General features: G+C 62.7%; 17 protein-coding genes and 1 pseudogene. 11 read left to right on the forward strand and 7 right to left on the reverse strand.

Annotation, left to right across the window (positions count from 1 at the left end):
- Positions 1-133: 133 nt before the first annotated feature.
- The 7 genes from C8K66_RS11635 to gshB all read right to left on the reverse strand — a co-directional run bounded on the left by C8K66_RS11635 (position 134) and on the right by gshB (position 6,162).
- The gene (locus C8K66_RS11635; RefSeq protein ID WP_046381762.1) at positions 134-1,405 is read right to left on the reverse strand and encodes a dihydroorotase; all 1,272 of its coding nucleotides are present in this window, start codon (positions 1,403-1,405) and stop codon (positions 134-136) included.
- Complete coding sequence (locus tag C8K66_RS11640) at positions 1,402-2,406, reverse strand: aspartate carbamoyltransferase catalytic subunit (protein WP_017845002.1); 1,005 nt, start codon at positions 2,404-2,406, stop codon at positions 1,402-1,404. The genes C8K66_RS11635 and C8K66_RS11640 overlap by 4 nt, the downstream gene beginning before the upstream one ends.
- A gap of 24 nt (positions 2,407-2,430) precedes the next feature.
- Complete coding sequence (pyrR, locus tag C8K66_RS11645; RefSeq protein ID WP_017845001.1) at positions 2,431-2,937, reverse strand: bifunctional pyr operon transcriptional regulator/uracil phosphoribosyltransferase PyrR; 507 nt, start codon at positions 2,935-2,937, stop codon at positions 2,431-2,433.
- 84 nt (positions 2,938-3,021) lie between these two features.
- Complete coding sequence (gene ruvX / locus C8K66_RS11650) at positions 3,022-3,459, reverse strand: Holliday junction resolvase RuvX (RefSeq protein WP_005792259.1); 438 nt, start codon at positions 3,457-3,459, stop codon at positions 3,022-3,024.
- Positions 3,459-4,028 carry a YqgE/AlgH family protein gene (locus C8K66_RS11655; protein ID WP_017845000.1) on the reverse strand — a complete coding sequence of 190 codons (570 nt, stop codon included), beginning with the start codon at positions 4,026-4,028 and terminating at the stop codon, positions 3,459-3,461. Before C8K66_RS11655 ends, ruvX begins: the two co-directional genes overlap by 1 nt.
- Positions 4,029-4,225: 197 nt before the next feature.
- Positions 4,226-5,131 carry an energy transducer TonB gene (locus tag C8K66_RS11660; RefSeq protein ID WP_017844999.1) on the reverse strand — a complete coding sequence of 302 codons (906 nt, stop codon included), beginning with the start codon at positions 5,129-5,131 and terminating at the stop codon, positions 4,226-4,228.
- 77 nt (positions 5,132-5,208) lie between these two features.
- A complete protein-coding gene (gene gshB / locus C8K66_RS11665) occupies positions 5,209-6,162 on the reverse strand; it encodes a glutathione synthase (protein WP_017844998.1) in 954 nt (317 codons plus the stop codon).
- A 239-nt stretch (positions 6,163-6,401) separates the two neighbouring features.
- On the opposite strand from gshB, the gene pilG reads away from it, so the two are divergent.
- From pilG to C8K66_RS11715, 11 genes and pseudogenes are all read left to right on the forward strand, one after another.
- Positions 6,402-6,809 (forward strand): twitching motility response regulator PilG, encoded by a 408-nt coding sequence (pilG, locus tag C8K66_RS11670; protein WP_010564379.1) that lies wholly within the window; start codon positions 6,402-6,404, stop codon positions 6,807-6,809.
- Positions 6,810-6,855: 46 nt separating this feature from the next.
- Entirely contained in the window at positions 6,856-7,221 is a 366-nt protein-coding gene (gene pilH / locus C8K66_RS11675; RefSeq protein ID WP_017844997.1) for a twitching motility response regulator PilH, read from the forward strand.
- Positions 7,222-7,233: 12 nt separating this feature from the next.
- Complete coding sequence (locus C8K66_RS11680) at positions 7,234-7,758, forward strand: chemotaxis protein CheW (protein ID WP_108524875.1); 525 nt, start codon at positions 7,234-7,236, stop codon at positions 7,756-7,758.
- Complete coding sequence (locus tag C8K66_RS11685; RefSeq protein WP_046381764.1) at positions 7,755-9,806, forward strand: methyl-accepting chemotaxis protein; 2,052 nt, start codon at positions 7,755-7,757, stop codon at positions 9,804-9,806. Before C8K66_RS11680 ends, C8K66_RS11685 begins: the two co-directional genes overlap by 4 nt.
- 162 nt (positions 9,807-9,968) lie before the next feature.
- The gene (locus C8K66_RS11690) at positions 9,969-15,788 is read left to right on the forward strand and encodes an Hpt domain-containing protein (RefSeq protein WP_108524877.1); all 5,820 of its coding nucleotides are present in this window, start codon (positions 9,969-9,971) and stop codon (positions 15,786-15,788) included.
- Complete coding sequence (locus C8K66_RS11695) at positions 15,781-16,236, forward strand: chemotaxis protein CheW (RefSeq protein WP_017844993.1); 456 nt, start codon at positions 15,781-15,783, stop codon at positions 16,234-16,236. Before C8K66_RS11690 ends, C8K66_RS11695 begins: the two co-directional genes overlap by 8 nt.
- Positions 16,237-16,617: 381 nt before the next feature.
- Complete coding sequence (locus C8K66_RS11700) at positions 16,618-17,001, forward strand: polymorphic toxin type 44 domain-containing protein (protein ID WP_079444867.1); 384 nt, start codon at positions 16,618-16,620, stop codon at positions 16,999-17,001.
- Complete coding sequence (locus C8K66_RS11705; RefSeq protein ID WP_046381766.1) at positions 16,979-17,398, forward strand: hypothetical protein; 420 nt, start codon at positions 16,979-16,981, stop codon at positions 17,396-17,398. Before C8K66_RS11700 ends, C8K66_RS11705 begins: the two co-directional genes overlap by 23 nt.
- Before the next feature lie 56 nt (positions 17,399-17,454).
- Positions 17,455-17,556 (forward strand): annotated as a pseudogene (locus C8K66_RS31610) (DUF6124 family protein); the annotation flags it as partial.
- Between the two features lie 499 nt (positions 17,557-18,055).
- Positions 18,056-18,496 carry a group II truncated hemoglobin gene (locus C8K66_RS11710; RefSeq protein WP_017844991.1) on the forward strand — a complete coding sequence of 147 codons (441 nt, stop codon included), beginning with the start codon at positions 18,056-18,058 and terminating at the stop codon, positions 18,494-18,496.
- 43 nt (positions 18,497-18,539) lie between these two features.
- Positions 18,540-18,920 (forward strand): rhodanese-like domain-containing protein, encoded by a 381-nt coding sequence (locus C8K66_RS11715; protein WP_046385155.1) that lies wholly within the window; start codon positions 18,540-18,542, stop codon positions 18,918-18,920.
- Positions 18,921-18,952: the final 32 nt, after the last annotated feature.

The raw sequence follows: 18,952 nt of genomic DNA on the forward strand, positions 1-18,952 counted from the left end.
TCTCTCAAGCTCTATAGAGAACCCAATGTGGGAGGGGGCTTGCCCCCGATAGCAGTGGGTCAGCTACAGATAAGCTGACTGGTCCACCGCCATCGGGGGCAAGCCCCCTCCCACATTTTTTACCGAGCCCGCTTTAGGCCTGGTAGCTGATGCGTCCGTCCACCAGGGTGTAGCGCACGCTCGCCGGCAGGCTATGGCCGATGAACGGGCAGTTTTCGCCCTTGGACAGCCAGTGCTCGCCGGCAATCGTCGAGCTGGCCGGATCGAACAGCACCAGGTCCGCCGCTGCCCCCACCGCCAACTTACCCGCCGGCAGGCGCAAGGCTTCGGCAGGGCCTGCACTCAGGCGCGCCAGCAGCGTCGGCAGGTCGAGCAAGCCATCCTCCACCAGCGTCATCGCCAACGGCAGCAACAGCTCGACGCTGCTGATACCCGGCTCGGTCGCGCCGAACGGTGCCAGCTTGGCATCGCGCTCGTGGGGCTGGTGATGGCTGGAAATCGCCGACACCACACCGGACTTCACCGCCGCACGCAAACCCTCGCGGTCGGCACGGGTGCGCAGCGGCGGTTGTACGTGATACAGGCTGGAGAAGTCGGTCAGCGCCTCGTCCGTCAGGATCAACTGATACAGCGCCACGTCCGCCGTCACCGGCAAGCCGCGGGCCTGGGCCTGGGCGATCAGGGCCACGCCGCGGGCGCTGGTCAGTTGGCTGAAGTGCGCGCGCACGCCGCTTTGTTCCACCAGCAGCAGATCGCGGGCCAGGGCCACGGTTTCCGCGGTCTCCGGGATGCCCGGCAGGCCGAGGAAGCTGGCCACGGCGCCTTCATGGGCCAGGCCGCCTTCGGCCAGGTCGCGGTCCTGGGAGTGGAAGATCACCGTCAGGTCGAAGGTGGCCGCGTATTCCAGGGCACGGCACAGCGTGCGGGTGCTGCGGAAACTCTCCAGGCCGTTGCCGAAGGCCACGCAACCGGCATCGCGCAGCGCGATCAGTTCGGCCAGTTGCTCGCCTTCCAGGCCTTTGCTCAGGGCGCCGATGGGGAACACTTTGCAATTGCCGGCTTCGCGGGCGCGGTCGAGGATCAGCTCGGCCACGGCCGAGGTGTCCAGCACCGGTTTGGTGTGCGGCGGGCAGCACAGGCTGGTGACGCCACCGGCGGCGGCGGCGCGGGTTTCGCTGGTGATGTTGCCTTTGCGGCTGTAACCCGGCTCGCGCAGGGCGACGTTCAGGTCGACCAGGCCAGGCGCGGCCACCAGGCCCTTGGCGTCGAGGGTCTCACTGGCGCTGAAGCCAGCGGGCGCAGCGCCGATGGCGATGATCTTGCCGGCTTCCAGATGAAGATCGGTGACTTGATCCAGGCCACTGGCCGGATCAATGACGCGGGCGCCGAGAATGCTGAGCTTCACTGGGCCTTCTCCTGCTCGAATTGACGTTGCGCGGTTTGCCCGCTCATGGCCATGGACAGCACCGCCATGCGTATGGCGATGCCGTAGGTCACCTGGTTGAGAATCACCGACTGGTTGCCGTCGGCCACCGCCGATTCGATCTCCACCCCTCGGTTGATCGGCCCCGGGTGCATCACGATGGCATCCGGCTTGGCTCCGGCCAGACGCGTGGTGGTCAGGCCGAACAGGCGGTAGAACTCGCCTTCGCTCGGCAACAGGCCACCGGACATGCGTTCGCGTTGCAGGCGCAGCATGATCACCACGTCCACATCCTTGAGGCCTTCGGTCATGTCGGTGTAGACCTTCACGCCGTACTGCTCGATGCCGATCGGCAGCAGGGTTTTCGGCGCGATCACGCGGATATCCGGGCAACCCAGGGTTTTCAGGGCCAGCATGTTCGAGCGCGCTACCCGCGAGTGCAGGATGTCGCCGACGATGGCCACCGAGAGGTTTTCAAAGCTGCCTTTGTGCCGACGGATGGTGAGCATGTCGAGCATGCCCTGGGTCGGGTGGGCGTGACGGCCGTCGCCGCCGTTGATGATCGCCACCTGCGGGCAGACGTGCTCGGCGATGAAGTGTGCGGCGCCGGAGTCGCCGTGGCGCACCACGAACATGTCGGCGGCCATCGCTTCAAGGTTGCGCAGGGTGTCGAGCAGGGTCTCGCCCTTGCTCGCCGACGAGGTCGACACGTTCAGTGTGATCACGTCGGCCGACAGGCGCTGGGCCGCCAGTTCGAAGGTGGTGCGGGTGCGCGTGGAGTTCTCGAAGAACACATTGCAGATGGTCTTGCCGCGCAGCAGCGGGACCTTCTTCACCGCGCGGCCACCGACTTCGAGGAACGAGTCGGCGGTGTCGAGGATTTCGGTGAGCAGTTCGCGGGGCAAACCGTCGAGGGACAAGAAGTGTTGCAGCTGGCCCTGAGCATTGAGCTGCAGCGGGCGCTTGGCATCTAGAGGCGTCATCGCGGGGACTCTTTACAAGGCGGTTTAAAGGGCAAGGTCTTGCAGTTCGAGTACGAGCGGCGTGGGACCGGACAATTTTACCCGCTGCTGGGCTGAAAGCGACAGGGTCGCGCCGACCACATCCGGGCTGATCGGCAGCTCGCCGGCGTCCAGGTCCAGCAGGCAGACCAGCGTCACGCTGGCGGGGCGGCCGTAGTCGAACAGCTCGTTCAGCGCGGCGCGGACGGTGCGGCCGCTCATCAGCACGTCGTCGATCAGCACCAGGTGCTGGCCTTCGATCTCGAACGGCAGGGCCGACGGGCGCACTTGCGGGTGCAGGCCGTTCTGGCTGAAGTCGTCGCGGTAGAAGGACACATCCAGCGTACCCAGCGGCGAATCGTTGCCCAGCTCTTGCAGCAGCGCCTGGGCCACCCACACGCCACCCGTGCGAATGCCGATGAAGCGCGGCTCGCTGATGCCACGGTGTTTCAGGTGGGCCTTGAGGCGAATCGCCATCTGGCTGATCAGTTCGGCGGGGTTTGGCAGGCTCATGGTCGCTCCTTCAAGGCCTTGCGCGGCAGGGTTTGCCAGCAAGGACCGGGCTCAAACGTAAAAAGACGCGGCAAGCCGCGTCAGTCAGGATTCAAATAACGCGGTGTTTTCATCCAGCCAACCCTGCAACAGCAAGGCCGCGGCGATGGCGTCCACTGGGTTGTCGCGGTAGCTGCCTTTCTGCCCGCCACGGTCGCGGCGCTCACCCTTGGCTTCGAAGGTCGTCAGGCGCTCGTCGTGGGTATAAAAAGGCAGGTTGTAGCGGCCGTTGAGGCGGCGCGCGAACTTTTCGGCGCGCAGGCACATGTCGCTGGGGGTGCCGTCCATGTTCAAGGGCAGGCCGACCACCACCGCGTCGGGCTTCCACTCCTTGATCAGGGCTTCGACCTGGTTCCAGTCCGGTATGCCGTTCTGGGCTTTCAAGGTACACAGCTCGCGGGCCTGGCCAGTGATGACCTGGCCGACAGCGACGCCGATCTGTTTGGTGCCGTAGTCAAAACCGAGGATCAGACGCAAGGCCATCAGGCGTGCCCCGCCTGGCTGGTCAGCAGGCTGAGGTTGACCCGCAGCTTGGCCGCGGCCGCGTCCAGGCGCAGCTCGGCGGCAGTGTTGAACAGAATGTCGGCATCGTAGGGGCAGGTCAGCCAGGCGTTACTGGCCAGCTCGGCCTCCAGTTGCCCGGCTTCCCAGCCAGCGTAGCCGAGGGTGATCACGCTCTGTTCGGGGCCGACGCCGTCGGCGATGGCGAACAACACGTCCTGGGATGTGGACAGCGACACGCCGTCGAGGTCCACCGTGGCCTGGAATTTCGGCCCGGTCGGGTGCAGCACGAAGCCGCGATCGGTCTGCACCGGCCCGCCGATATAGATCGGCACGCCCTGGCAGCGGGCTGGCGGGTCGATCTCCGGGCGCAGTTGCTCGAGGATATCGGCCAGGTTCAGCTCTTGCGGGCGGTTCACCACCAACCCCATGGCACCATTGGCCGTGTGCTCGACAATGTAGGTCAAGGTCTGCGCAAAGTTCGGGTCGGCCATATGGGGCATGGCGATCAGGAATTGGTGCTTGAGGTAGGTCGGGCTGACATTTTTCATGTCCGCTAGTGTGGCGTTGGAGGGGCGAACTGACAAGCTGGGAGTGATCCGAATACAGCGCCGTCGCCTTTTCTGTAGGAGCGAGCTTGCTCGCGAAAAACGCCAACGATAACGAAGTGCTCCAGGTAGAACCGCGTCGCTCTCAAGTTTTTCGCGAGCAAGCTCGCTCCTACAGTGATTGGTGTTGATTGGGGTTATCAGTTGCTGGACAGGCGATCGCCCTTGGCAAACCGCCAGGTGCGGATGATTTCCAGGCGGTCCACGTCATTCAGGTCGCCGCTGAACGGCGCAAAGGGCGCGGCCAGGCGCACGATGCGCTGGGCGGCCTGGTCCAGCAGCGGCTGGCCGGACGATTCGAGTACCTGCACTTCATATAACGTGCCGTCGCGGTTGATCGACACCAGCAAGCGCAAATTGCCGTAGATCTGCTGGCGGCGGGCCTCGTCCGGGTAGTTGAGGTTGCCGATGCGCTCGACCTTCTTGCGCCACTCGTCCTTATACCAGGCGCCTTTGTCGCGCATGGTGGACGCCGCGTTCAGGCGGTAGATGCGCGGGCGCTTGGCGTACAGCTGTTGCTCATTGGCCAGTTCGGCTTCGAGGCTGGAGATCTGGTCGGAGAGCTGCGAGCTGTCGAAGGTCGGCGCCGGCTTGACGGGCTCGGGTCGCGGTTCGGTCTTGGTTTTCTCGCGCTGGGTCGCGGCTTTTTGCGGTTTCGGCGCGACGGTGGTCACCACAGGCTTGGGCGCGGCCTGGGGGACTTCGGGCTTGGGCGTCGGTGGCGGGGAGACTTTATTTACCTTGTTGTCCTGGAACGGCGCCACTTCGGTGGTCTTGGGCACGGCTTTCTTGTCCAGCGTGCCGCTGCCTTGCTGATTGTCCTGGGCGAGAAAATCGGCCTTCTCGGGCTTCTTTTCGCTCTTGAACGTGGCGAGGGTGATTTCCAGGGTCTTGGTGATTTGCTTGGGTTCGACCATGGTGAAACCCACGCCGAGGATCAGCGCCAGGTGGATCAATGCCGCGAGAAACAGGGTAAATCCGAGCCGATCAGCCGGGCGCACGCCGCTGGGGGAGGGTTCGAAGGGCAGATCGGACGGGAGTGTCATGACAAGAAAACCAACATCGCGTGTTTCACAGGTGGCGCATGATAACGCAATGTTGGCGGGTGTCCGGCTGTTCTATGTCACTTGGCTTGTAGCTTGCGCTCAATCGCGGCCATCAGCATTTCGCCGATGTTCGTGCCAAATGCATTGTCGATCTCGCGAATACAGGTCGGGCTGGTGACGTTGATTTCGGTGAGGTGTTCACCAATTACGTCGAGGCCTACGAACAGCAAACCTTTTTCCCGCAGGGTCGGGCCGACCTGGGAAGCAATCCAGCGGTCCTTGTCCGACAAAGGCCGGGCTTCGCCACGACCGCCGGCCGCCAGGTTGCCGCGGGTCTCGCCGGCTGCCGGGATGCGCGCCAGGCAATAATCCACCGGTTCGCCGTCGATCATCAGGATGCGCTTGTCGCCGTCCTTGATCGCCGGCAGATAAGCCTGGCCCATGATCTGCTGGGTGCCCAGGGCGGTCAGGGTTTCGAGGATCACCGACAGGTTCGGGTCGCCGGCGCGGTGGCGGAAGATCGAGGTGCCGCCCATGCCGTCCAGCGGTTTGAGGATCACATCGCCGTGCTTGGCGGCGAATTCGCGCAGCACATCGGCGCGGCGGCTGACCACGGTCGGCGGCGTGCAGTGCGGGAACAGCGTGGCGAACAGCTTCTCATTGCAGTCGCGCAGGCTCTGCGGCTTGTTGACGATCAGCACGCCGGCGCGCTCGGCCTGCTCCAGCAGGTAGGTGGAGTAGACGAATTCCATGTCGAACGGCGGGTCCTTGCGCATCAGGATCACGTCCAGGTCGCTCAGGGGGCTGTCGATTTCGTCTTGCAGCTCGAACCACTTTTCAGGGTTGGCGAACACCTCGAGCGGACGCATCCGCGCACGCGCCTCGCCGTCGCCCTGGTAAAGGTCGCGCTGTTCCATATAGAACAGGCTCCAGCCGCGGGCCTGGGCGGCCAGGAGCATGGCCAGCGAGCTGTCCTTTTTATAGGAAATGCTGGCGATAGGGTCCATGACAATGCCGACGCGAACGCTCATGGGGGATTTCCTCTAGCAAATTAGGGCGCATAAAAGTGGCGTCAGAGTGGCGCTGCGACTGTTGTGGGTCAAGGAAAAACCACCTGGCGGGTCGCTCGATAGATTGCTCCACGAGACTGTGCTAAAAAGACTGCCACGGCGCAGCAGCCCCTGAATTCCAAGGCTTGTGACGCTCATCCTGGGCAGTATCAGGCCGTACACACCGAAAACCGATTCGCTGTGGCGATGGTAGAGCAGATATGGAACAGCATTCCAACGCCTTGAGAGTGATGGTGATCGACGATTCGAAAACGATCCGCCGCACCGCCGAAACCCTGTTGAAGAACGTGGGCTGCGATGTCATCACGGCCATCGATGGTTTCGATGCCCTGGCCCGGATTGTGGATCATCACCCGCACATTATCTTTGTCGACATCATGATGCCGCGCCTGGATGGCTATCAGACGTGCGCCCTGGTGAAGAACAACCCGGCGTTCAAGTCGATCCCGGTGATCATGCTGTCTTCCAAGGACGGCCTGTTCGACAAGGCCAAGGGGCGTATCGTCGGTGTCGATCAGTTTTTGACCAAGCCTTTCAGCAAGGAAGAACTGCTGGGCGCGATCAAGGCCTACGTGCCGGGTTTCGCCGCAGTAGAACAAGCACACTGACGCAACCTCACAAGGGCGTGCGTCTTCCAATGTAGTGGGGAAAACCATGGCACGTGTTCTGATCGTCGACGATTCGCCGACCGAAATGTACAAACTGACCGGCATGCTGGAAAAGCACGGTCATCAGGTCTTGAAAGCGGAAAACGGTGCCGACGGCGTGGCCCTGGCCCGCCAGGAAAAGCCCGACGCGGTCTTGATGGACATCGTGATGCCGGGCCTCAATGGCTTCCAGGCCACCCGCCAGTTGTCCAAGGAGCGGGAAACCAATGGCATCCCGATCATCATCATCACCACCAAGGACCAGGAAACCGACAAAATCTGGGGCGCGCGCCAGGGCGCCAAGGATTACCTGACCAAGCCGGTGGACGAAGCCACGCTGATCGCCACCCTGAACAAGGTCTTGGCCCGCTGACGGCACGCCATCATGACCGAGTCGCTAACCGCCTTCGAGCTGCTGCTGGACATCGACCGCCGCTGTCGCCTGCTGGCCGCTGACCTGCCGTCCCAGGAAACCCGCCTGCAAGGCTGGAGCGGGATCGGCTTTCGCGTGGGCGAACAGTGGTTTGTCGCGCCCATGCGCGAAGTCGCCGAAGTGCTGCATGAGCCGCGCTGCACTTTAATGCCCGGGGTCAAGACCTGGATCAGAGGAGTCGCTAACCTGCGTGGGCGCCTGCTGCCGGTGATGGATCTCGGTGGGTTCCTCGGCCATGCGCTGTCCAAGGCAGACAAGCAGCGGCGGGTATTGGTCGTGGAATACCAGGACATATTTATCGGGCTGCTGGTGGACGAGGTGGTGGGTATGCAGCATTTCGCACAAGACACCTTGTTGCCCAGCGCCACCCCCGGCGTGCCCTTTATCAGTGGCCGGTTCGACGCTGATCAGCAGTGGCAGGTCTTCAGCCCCTTCGCTCTGGCCCAGGCCCCTGGCTTCATGGATGTTGCCGCATGACCACCGCTACCACGCCCAAACCCCAGGCAGGCTCACGCAGCCGCTCGCAGATCATCGTGCTGTTTATTGCGCTGATCGTGTTCATCATGTTGCTGTTCGCCAACTTCGCGTACCTCAACACCCAGTCCACCTACGACAAGCAGTACATCGGCCACGCCGGCGAGTTGCGGGTGCTGTCCCAGCGTATCGCCAAGAACGCCACCGAAGCCGCCGCCGGCAAGGCCGCGGCGTTCAAGTTGCTGGCGGAGGCGCGCAATGACTTTGCCCGGCGCTGGGGTTACCTGAAAAAGGGCGACCCGGACACCGGCCTGCCCGCCGCGCCCAGTGCGGTACGTGCAGAGATGCGGGCGGTGCAGACCGATTGGGAAGCGCTGCTGAAAAACACCGACGCGATCCTCGCCAGCGAACAGACCGTGCTGTCGTTGCATCAAGTTGCCGCGACCCTGGCCGAAACCGTGCCGCAACTGCAGATGGAATCGGAAAAGGTCGTGGATATCCTGCTGCAACGCGGCGCCCCGGCCAGCCAGGTGGCCTTGGCCCAGCGCCAGTCGCTGCTGGCCGAGCGGATCCTGGGGGCGGTCAACACCGTGCTGGCCGGTGACGAAACCGCCGCGCAGGCCGCCGATGCCTTTGGCCGCGATGCCAACCGCTTCGGCCAGGTGCTCACCGGCATGCTCCAGGGCAACCCCGGGCTGCGCATCACCCAGGTCGAGGACCACGACGCACGGGCGCGCCTGGCGGAAATCGCCGAACTGTTCGAGTTTGTCTCCGGCTCCGTGGACGAGATTCTCGAAACCTCGCCGCAACTGTTCCAGGTCCGGGCCTCGGCGAGCAATATTTTCAACCTCTCGCAAACCCTGCTCGATGAAGCCTCGCACCTGGCCACCGGCTTTGAAAACCTCGCCGGCGGGCGCAGCTTTGACACGATCGGCGGCTATGTGCTGGGCTTGCTGGCGCTGGCCTCGATCATCCTGATCGGCCTGGTGATGGTCCGCGCCACCAACCAGCAACTGCGGGAAACCGCCGAGAAGAACGAGCGCAACCAGAACGCGATCATGCGCCTGCTGGATGAAATCGAAGACCTGGCCGACGGCGACCTCACCGTGACGGCCTCGGTGACTGAAGACTTCACCGGCACCATCGCCGACTCCATCAACTATTCCGTGGACCAACTGCGCGACCTTGTCGCTACCATCAACCTCACCGCCGGCCAGGTCGCCGGCGCGGTGCAGGACACCCAGGCCACCGCGATGCACCTGGCGCAGGCCTCGGAGCATCAGGCCCAGCAGATCGCCGAGGCCTCCACCGCGATCAAGCAGATGGCCCAGTCGATCGATCAGGTGTCGGCGAACGCCGCTGAATCCTCGGCGGTGGCCGAGCGCTCGGTGGAAATCGCCAACAAGGGCAATGAAGTGGTGCACAACACCATCCACGGCATGGACAACATTCGCGAGCAGATCCAGGACACCGCCAAGCGCATCAAGCGCCTGGGCGAGTCGTCCCAGGAGATCGGCGACATTGTCAGCCTGATCGATGACATCGCCGACCAGACCAACATCCTTGCGCTCAACGCCGCGATCCAGGCAAGCATGGCCGGGGATGCCGGGCGCGGCTTCGCGGTGGTTGCCGATGAAGTGCAACGCCTGGCCGAGCGCTCCTCGGCGGCCACGCGGCAGATCGAAACCCTGGTGCGGGCGATCCAGGCCGACACCAACGAAGCCGTCATCTCGATGGAACAGACCACCACTGAAGTGGTGCGCGGCGCACGGCTGGCCCAGGACGCCGGGGTGGCGCTGGAAGAGATCGAAGGCGTGTCGAAAACCCTGGCGGCGCTGATCCAGAGTATTTCCAACGCGGCGCAGCAACAGACGTCGTCGGCGGGGCAGATCTCGCTGACCATGAACGTCATCCAGCAGATCACCAGCCAGACCTCATCGGGCTCGACTGCCACCGCCGAGAGCATCGGCAACCTGGCGAAAATGGCCAGCCAGCTGCGCCGCTCAGTATCGGGCTTCACCCTCCCGGCTGCTAAGCAGGCTGATGATTGAAATGCAATCCAAATGTGGGAGGGAGCTTGCTCCCGATGGCAGTGGGTCAGTCAATGAATCAGGTGACTGATACACCGTCATCGGGAGCAAGCCCCCTCCACATGTGATCTCGCTCTTTGTTTCAAGAACACCAGCAACTCATGAATTCTAAGCGGAGCAGTTATGGTTGATCGGCACGACTACGTGGCCCTCGAATGGGTCAAGGGCGACATTGCCGAAACCCTGAAACAGGCCCGTTCGGCGCTGGACGCGTTTGTCGAAACCACCGACAACGACACCCTCGGCGACTGCCTGGCGTGCATCCATCAAGTGCATGGCGCCTTGCAAATGGTCGAGTTCTACGGCGCGGCGCTGCTCGCCGAAGAAATCGAAGCCCTGGCTCTGGCCCTGCAGGCCGGGCGCGTCAGCCAGCGCGATGAAAGCATCCGCCTGCTACAACAAGCCCTCGGCCAATTGCCGCTGTACCTGGACCGCATCCACAGCGCGCGCCGCGACTTGCCGCTGGTGGTGTTGCCGCTGCTCAACGACCTGCGCAGTGCGCGCGGCGAAAGCCTGTTGTCCGAAACCAGCCTGTTCAGCCCGCAACTGCTGTCGATTGCGCCGTTGTCCGAAGAAACGCTGGCGCAACGCGCGCCGCCGGACCTGAACGAGCAGGTGCGCCAGTGGCACTTGCTGCTGCAACAAGCCCTGGCCGGGTTGCTGCGCGAAGATCACGGCCCGAGCAACCTGGAAGACATGGCGCGGGTCTTCGCGCGCCTCGAAGCGCTGTGCCAGGGCGCGCCGCTGTTGCCGCTGTGGCAAGTCACCTCGGCGCTGGTCGAGGGCATGTTGACCGGCGTGATCGCCAACAGCCCGGCGCTGCGCAGCCTGCTCAAGGCCAGCGACAAGCAACTCAAGCGCCTACTTGTCCAGGGCATTGGCGGCATCAACCAGCCGGCGCCGGATGAACTGCTCAAGAGCCTGCTGTTCTACGTCGCCAAAGTCACCCGGCCAACGCCGCGCATGCAAAGCCTGAAAGAACGCTACGGCCTCGATGAAGCCTTGCCCGACAGCGCCGTGGTCGATGCCGAACGGGCGCGCCTGGCCGGGCCGGACCGCAATGCGATGGGCTCGGTGCTCGGCGCGTTGTGCGAGGAGCTGGTGCGGGTCAAGGAACGCCTCGACCTGTTCGTGCGCAGCGACCGTCAACACACCAGCGACCTCGATGCGCTGTTGGCGCCGCTGCGGCAAATCGCCGATACCCTCGCGGTGCTGGGCTTTGGCCAGCCGCGCAAAGTCATCATCGACCAGCTTGCGGTGGTGTTGAGCCTGGCCCAGGGCCAGCGCGAACCCAACGATGCGGTGCTGATGGATGTCGCCGGCGCGTTGCTCTACGTCGAAGCCACGCTGGCCGGGATGGCGGGCACGGTCGAGCCGGAAAACCGCGAAGAAAGCCGCCTGCCCACCACCGACCTGACGCAGATTCATCAGTTGGTGATCCGCGAGTCCTGCCAGTGCCTCAAGCAAGCCAAAGAGCTGGTGATCGACTGCATCGACGCCCAGTGGGAGCGCCAGCGCCTGGAGTCCCTGCCGGAGCTGTTGAGCCAGGTGCGCGGCGCCCTGGCGATGATTCCACTGCCACGCGCAGCGAGCCTGATGCGCGGTTGCACCGATTACGTCGATGAACAACTGATGATCAACGACGCAGTGCCGTCCGCAGAGCAGTTGGAGCATTTCGCCGACGTGATCAGCGGCCTGGAGTATTACCTGGAACGCATGCTCCAAGACCCCGACGCCGCTGGCGAACGGGTGCTGGAGCTGGCCACCCGGGGCCTGGCCGCGCTGGGTTACCTGCCTGCCGAAAAGCCCTGGCGCCAGGCGCTGGTGGCGCCGGATGGCGCGCTGTCGAGCGAGAGCACGCCGAGCCAGTCCCAGTTCGACGCGCTGGCCAATCCCGCTTCGCGCTTGAACCCGCCCGCCCTGCAACGCCCCGGCAGCCTGCTGCCACCGCCGGCCGGTGAAGAGCCGATCGACGACGAACTGCGTGAAGTGTTCCTCGAAGAGACCGCCGAAGTCCTCGAGGTGCTGCACCACCATCTACCGAGCGGCGTCGATAAAACCGCCCTCGGCGAAATGCGCCGAGCCTTCCACACCCTCAAAGGCAGCGGCCGCATGGTGCGGGCCCTGGTGCTGGCGGAACTGGCCTGGGCCGTCGAGAACCTGCTCAACCGCGTGCTGGAGCGCAGCGTGGCCGCCGGCCCCGAGGTGCAACAGGTGCTGGATGAAGCAGTGGCCCTGCTGCCGGAACTGATCGCCGACTTCGCCGCCGGTGCCCAGCGCCAGCGGGACGCGGTCGACGCCCTGGCCGCGCGCGCCCACGCGTTGGCCAGCGGCACTGCTGTGGCGGCTGCCGAACCCCATGACCCGATGCTGCTGGAGATCTTCCGCAACGAAGTCCAGAGCCACCTCGACAGCCTCAACCATTTCCTGCGCCAGGCCGCCGAGCATGTGCCGCTGCAAGTCAGCGATGAGCTGCAACGCGCCTTGCACACCCTCAAAGGCAGCGCCTACATGGCCGGCGTGCTGCCGATCGCCGAACTGGCGCGCCCGCTCGATCACCTGACCCGCGAGTACAAGGCCCACCGCCTGCCGTTGGACCTGGATGAAGTGGAACTGCTGCTGGAGGCCGAGGGCCTGTTCCAACGGGGCTTGCGCCAGTTGAACGGCGACCCGCTGATGCCGATCCAAGGGGCCGCCGACCTGATCGGTCGCACCCAAAGCCTGCTCGATCAGCAGCTTCAAGCCCAGCTCGAAGCGCCGAGCACCGGGCTGCGGATCAAGCGTGATCCGCAGTTGATCAACAACTTCCTGGCCCAGGGCATGGACATCCTGCTCGACGCCGAAAGCCTGCTGCGCCGCTGGCAACAACACCCCGGCGAACGCCAGGAACTGACCGCGCTGCTGGATGAATTGACCACCCTGGGGCAGGGCGCGCACCTCGCCGACCTGCACGCCATCGACGAACTGTGCGAAGCCCTGCTCGACCTTTACGGCGCCGTGGAAGAAAGCAGCCTGGCGGTCAGCGAGCGGTTTTTCCAGGAGGCCGAACAGGCCCACGAAGCGCTGATCAACATGCTCGACGAACTGGCCGCCGGCCAGGAAATCAGCCCGGCCCCGACGCGCATGCAAGCCTTGCGCGAGCTGCTGGATGGCGCCCTCGATCCGTCCGCCACCGGCCTGATCAAAAGCGACGGCAGCCGTGCGCTGAGCATCTCCGAACTGGGCGCCGCGACGGCCCGCCTGGATCGGCACGCGGTGGTAGATGATGAGATCGTCGAGATCTTCCTCGAAGAAGCCGTGGATATCCTCGACAGCGCCGGGCAATCCCTCAAGCGCTGGTTGCTGGAACCCGAGGGCGTAGCGCCGTTGACCTCGTTGCAGCGCGATATGCACACCCTCAAGGGCGGCGCGCGCATGGCCGAAATCGGGCCGGTCGGCGACCTTGCCTACGAGCTGGAAGGCCTTTACGAAGGCCTGGCGGACCGCCGCTACAGCTATTCCGGCGAGCTGTCCCAGGTACTGATGTCCAGTCATGAGCACTTGGCGTTGCAGTTGGACCAGTTGCAAGAGCATCAGGCGCTGAGCGATTCCAGTGAGTTGATCGCCAAAGTCCGGGCGTTGCGCCACAGCGGCCCGCCCGCAGCGCCGGCCGCGGCCGCGCATACCTTGGGCATCGACCCTGAATTGCTGGATATCTTCCTCGAAGAAGCTGCCGACATTCTCGACAGCTCGGGCGCGGCGTTGCTGCGCTGGCAGGCTGAGCCCCATAACCGCCAGGAAGTCGAAACCCTGCTGCGCGACCTGCACACCCTCAAGGGCGGTGCGCGCATGGTCGAGATCGGCCCGATCGGCGACTTGGCCCATGAGCTGGAGTTTCTCTACGAAGGCTTGTCCTCCGGTTTGCTCGTGGCGTCCTCTGAGTTGTTCGCCTTGCTGCAAGGTTGTCACGACCGCCTGGCGCAGATGATCGATGCGGTGGCGGCGGGCTTGCCGGTGGGCTCGGTGGACAAACTCATCGAGCGCATCAAGAGCCTGGTCCACCCCAGCGATGAGCCGGTGGCGGCGGTGGCGTTGGTGACGGGCAAGGCCGAAGCGGCTGTCGAACCGACGGCCGACATGGTGAAAATCTCCGCCGACCTGCTGGACGACCTAGTCAACCTGGCCGGTGAAACTTCGATCTTCCGTGGCCGAATCGAACAGCAGGTCAACGACGCGCAGGTTGCCCTCAACGAGGTGGAAACCACCCTCGAGCGCATGCGCGACCAACTGCGTCGGCTCGACAGCGAAACCCAGGGCCGCCTCTTCAGCCGTCAGCAGGCCGAAGCCGAGCGCTTGGACTATGACGAATTCGACCCGCTGGAAATGGACCGTCATTCACAGTTGCAGCAACTGTCCCGGGCGTTGTTCGAGTCTGCCTCCGACTTGCTCGACCTCAAGGAAACCCTCGAACGCCGCAACCAGGATGCCCACGACCTGTTGCAGCAACAGGCGCGCATCAACACCGAATTGCAAGAAGGCCTGATGCGAACGCGCATGGTGCCCTTTGAACGCATGCTGCCGCGCCTCAAGCGCATCGTGCGCCAGGTCGCGCAGGAGTTGGGCAAGGACGTGGAATTCGTGGTCGGCAATGCCGAGGGCGAGATGGACCGCAACGTGCTGGAACGCATGGTCGCGCCGCTGGAACATATGCTGCGCAACGCCGTCGATCACGGCCTGGAGTCCCGCGAGGCGCGGCTGCTGGCCGGCAAGCCCGAGAAGGGCCGCGTCACCCTGGACCTGACCCACGAAGGCGGCGATATCGTCTTCGACCTGCGCGACGACGGTGCCGGCGTGTCTCTCGATGCGGTACGGCGCAAGGCGATCAAGCGCGGCCTGCTCGCCGCTGATCAAGAGATCAGCGACCATGACGTGTTGCAGTTCATCCTGCAGCCGGGGTTCTCCACCGCGGAAAAGATCACCCAGATTTCCGGGCGTGGCGTGGGCATGGACGTGGTGCATGAAGAAGTGCGCCAGCTTGGCGGCTCGATGTTTATCGATTCGATACCGGGGGCGGGCGTGCATTTTCGTATTCGCCTGCCGTTCACCGTGTCGGTCAACCGTGCGCTGATGGTGCAGTGTGCGGACGATCAATACGCGATGCCGCTCAACACCATCGAAGGCCTGGTGCGCGTGTTGCCCCATGAGCTGGAAGGGCACTATCAACTGGACCCGCCGCGTTATGAATACGCCGGCCAGCGCTATGAGCTGTTTTACCTCGGCGACCTGCTGCACACGGTCGCCCGCCCGAAACTGCTGGGCCAGTACCAACCGCTTCCCGTGCTGTTGGTGCAGTACAACGAACGGCACGTGGCGGTGCAGGTGGACAGCATGGCGGGGAGCCGGGAAATCGTGGTCAAGGGCCTGGGGCCGCAGTTTGCCGGGGTGAAGGGGCTCTCCGGGGCGACCATTCTCGGCGATGGCCGCGTGGTCTTGATCATCGACCTGCTCGCCCACATCCGCGCCCGGCAACCGGCCTTGCCGGCGCAGGTGGTGGATGTCCCGCTGCTGCTCAACGCGCCGCTGAAAAAGCGCCCGCTGCTGGTGCTGGTGGTGGACGACTCGGTCACCGTGCGCAAAGTCACCAGCCGCCTGCTCGAGCGCAACGGCATGAACGTCCTCACCGCCAAGGACGGCATCGACGCCATGGCCGTGCTGGAAGAACACACCCCGGACCTGATGCTGCTGGACATCGAAATGCCGCGCATGGACGGTTTCGAAGTGGCCATCCAGGTGCGCAACGACCCACGGCTGATGCGCTTGCCGATCATCATGATCACCTCCCGCACCGGTCAGAAACACCGCGACCGCGCCATGGCCATCGGCGTCAACGACTACCTCGGCAAGCCGTATCAGGAGTCGGTGCTGCTGGAAAGCATCGCCTATTGGAGCAAGTCCCATGCTTGACCACCGCACCAGCCAACTCACCGGCCTGCTCCTGCCCCTGGCCGACCGCCACCTGGTGCTGCCCAATGTCGCCATCGCTGAACTGATCGACTTCCAGCGCGGCGAACCGGCCAGCGACGCACCGCCCTGGTACCTGCGGCAAGTGACCTGGCGCGACCGGCAATTGCCGCTGATCAGCTTCGAAGCGGCCTGCGGTGAAGCCAGCGTGACCGGCGAGCGCTCGCGCATCGTCGTGCTGAACGCCCTGGGCGGGCGGCCGTCATTGAAGTTCATTGCGATGGTGATCCAGGGGATTCCCCGCTCCTACAAACTCGATAGCCAGTTGAGCTACGTGGATGTGCCGCTGTGCCCGCTGGAACTGGCGGCGGTGCAGGTGGGGGAGCATGTGGCAAAAGTGCCGGATTTGATGGGGTTAGAAGCCCTGCTGGTTGAATCCGGCCTGGCCTGAACATAAGCCTTGCGATGATCCCGATGTGGGAGGGGCTTGCTCCCACACAGGTTGGCGTTGAGCGCACTGATGTCAGAATTAAATGTTGTTTATGTAGGCAAGTTCTTTGCCTGGATTGGACAGGTTTTCTGGCCTGAATGGGACTCCCTTTTGGGGACCGCCATTTAAAAGACACCACCGAACAAATGTGGGAGGGGGCTTGCCCCCGATGGCGGTGTGTCAGTCTCAGTATCTGTAACTGAGCCACTGCCATCGGGGGCGAGCCTCTGTCGGAATGGGATGTTGTTTATGTAGGCAATTTCTTTACTTTGATTGGGCAGGTTTTCTGGCCTGAGTGGGATGCCAATTTCAGCACCCCTCACTGCCAACAAGGACCGGCACATGGCCGTACCGTTAATGCCGCCTGGTGTTTCACTTCTAGAAAATATGGCAATAGCCAAATGCAAGCGTGTTCATCTCCAGTCAGGCTCGGCGTTCGCCTACTCCTGGTTTTATTCTCAGGTCAGAGCTGCCGGGCCATGGAACTACAAGAAGCGAGGGCGCCAATACGAGGCTTTTGGTAACTTCAATTACGGTGCAACTGGTACGGTGTTGGGCATTCCTGAGCACGTGTTGCTGCGCGCCGCTGGTGTTGCTCAGACCATCGCAAAAACCACCCATCCGGATTTTGGATCATGGTGGGGAGGTGATCCTTTTGGTGATGACCCGCGAGATCAATATTGGATAAGGAGAGGTATTGAGTATGCGATTTCTCAAGGCCACTGAAGGCTTCATACCGATCCTGCGTAACTGCCTGTTAGTGGTCTGCCTGATTTATATCGCGGGCAGTTGGGTCATGTCGCCCGGGACACCGGATCTGGATGAGGTGGTGTTGAAACATTCCTTGGGCAACGGCACCTCAATCTACGGCGCGCGGGATGGGCAGGGTGGTGCGACGGTGGGCTTTTCCTACAGGTACTACGTTCATAAGGACCTGGGGAGTGATCAGGAAATACTCACAGGGTTGGTGTCGGCTCATCCATTTCTGAAAACCAAAGAACCCGATGTGCAAGTAAGTGAGCATGAGGGCGTGCTTCGGTTGGATATTCAGGGGGGCGTGTATGAGTACAACAGCTACGCCCTCGAAGGTCTTGGAGCGGTCAAGGTGGTGATGGAGTTGTGATGAGTCAGCGTTCGGATTCTTCCTGCAATATTTTGCGCCCTGCATGAACGTGTCGCTCGCAGCGCGCAATCATGCTCGGAATCCAGCAAATGGCGGCTTTGGGGCAGTTGCTGGTCGACAGAGCGCGGGATCAAGTCAGCCCTTCTCCAGCATCTTGAAACGTTCCCAAACAGCGACTGATCACTCCCTTTTGGGGACCGCTATTTAAAAGACATCACCGAACAAATGTGGGAGGGGGCTTGCCCCCGATGGCGGTGTGTCAGTCTCAGTATCTGTAACTGAGCCACTGCTATCGGGGGCGAGCCCCCTCCCACACAGGTTAGCGCTCGTCTTCAGAGCTCAATCAATCCGCTGCTCCCAATGCTCGGCCTGCCACACGTCGTAGGCGCTCGCCCGCACCCTGACTGCCAACCACTGCCGTCATAGCCGATTGGCAGAATATGTGACTGCCAACGCATCTGCCATCTTCGTGCTCGAATAGTTAAGTATTTGTTATCAATCAATAAAAAACACATTTCCGCTCTTGGCATGGCGCGTGCTAACTGCCTGGTCATGGCCCGTTGCGATAAACGACGGCGGCGTCATCTGCCAATGGCAGTGCTGTGTGACACATGCGCTTGCCCGCGGGATAAAGTTCCAACATTGAGTGCTGACGATATGACTGAACTATTGAGTACCGTGCATAAGAACAACACCAGTACTTATCTCCAGTTAGGGGGAGAGGCGGGTATCCATAAACTGGTCGACCGCTTTTACGAATTGATGGAGGTGCTGTGCGAGGCGCGAAGAGTGCGCCAGATGCACCCGCCGAGTCTTGCCGGCAGCGCCGACAGTCTATTCAAGTTCCTGAGTGGCTGGCTTGGCGGCCCGCCACTGTTTCAACAGGAACGTGGCCACCCGCGTTTGCGCATGCGACATGCGCCCTTTGCAGTCAGTATTGTCGAGCGCGACGAATGGATGCTGTGCATGCGTCAGGCAATCAACGAGCAGGTGGATGACGCAGTCCTGAATGCGAAGCTGCAACGTATGTTTTCCGAAATGGCCGACCACATGATTAATACCGATGGCAGCCGCGCAGGTGTTGCGGCGCCGCTTTGAACGTCGGTTAACTCTCCCAACTGGACGCTTCCCAAATACCATGATTAAAACTGCCCACGATCTTGTAGTAGACGCTAAAGCCCGTATCGAAGAAGTTGCCATCGAAGACGTTGACCTGGCTATCCAGAATGCGGATGTACTTATTGATGTACGTGAAGCCGACGAGTATGCCGCAGGTCATATCTTGGGCGCTGTGCATGCCTCGCGCGGAATGCTGGAATTTAAACTGTCCAACGATACCGCACTCAGTTCGCGAGACCTTAAGGTCGTGCTGTACTGCAAAACGGGGGGGCGTGCAGCACTCGCGGCTGTATCGCTGCTTGATATGGGCTACCTGCACGTAACATCGATCACCGGAGGGTTCGACGCATGGGTGAGTGCGCAAAAGCCGACGGTGGTTCCGCATTTACCTCGCTTCGAGTAGCGCCGTGGGTTGTTTTGGGGGGCATGTTGCTC

Origin of the sequence: Pseudomonas sp. GV105 (assembly GCF_003058185.1) — a bacterium.
GTDB lineage: Bacteria > Pseudomonadota > Gammaproteobacteria > Pseudomonadales > Pseudomonadaceae > Aquipseudomonas > Aquipseudomonas veronii.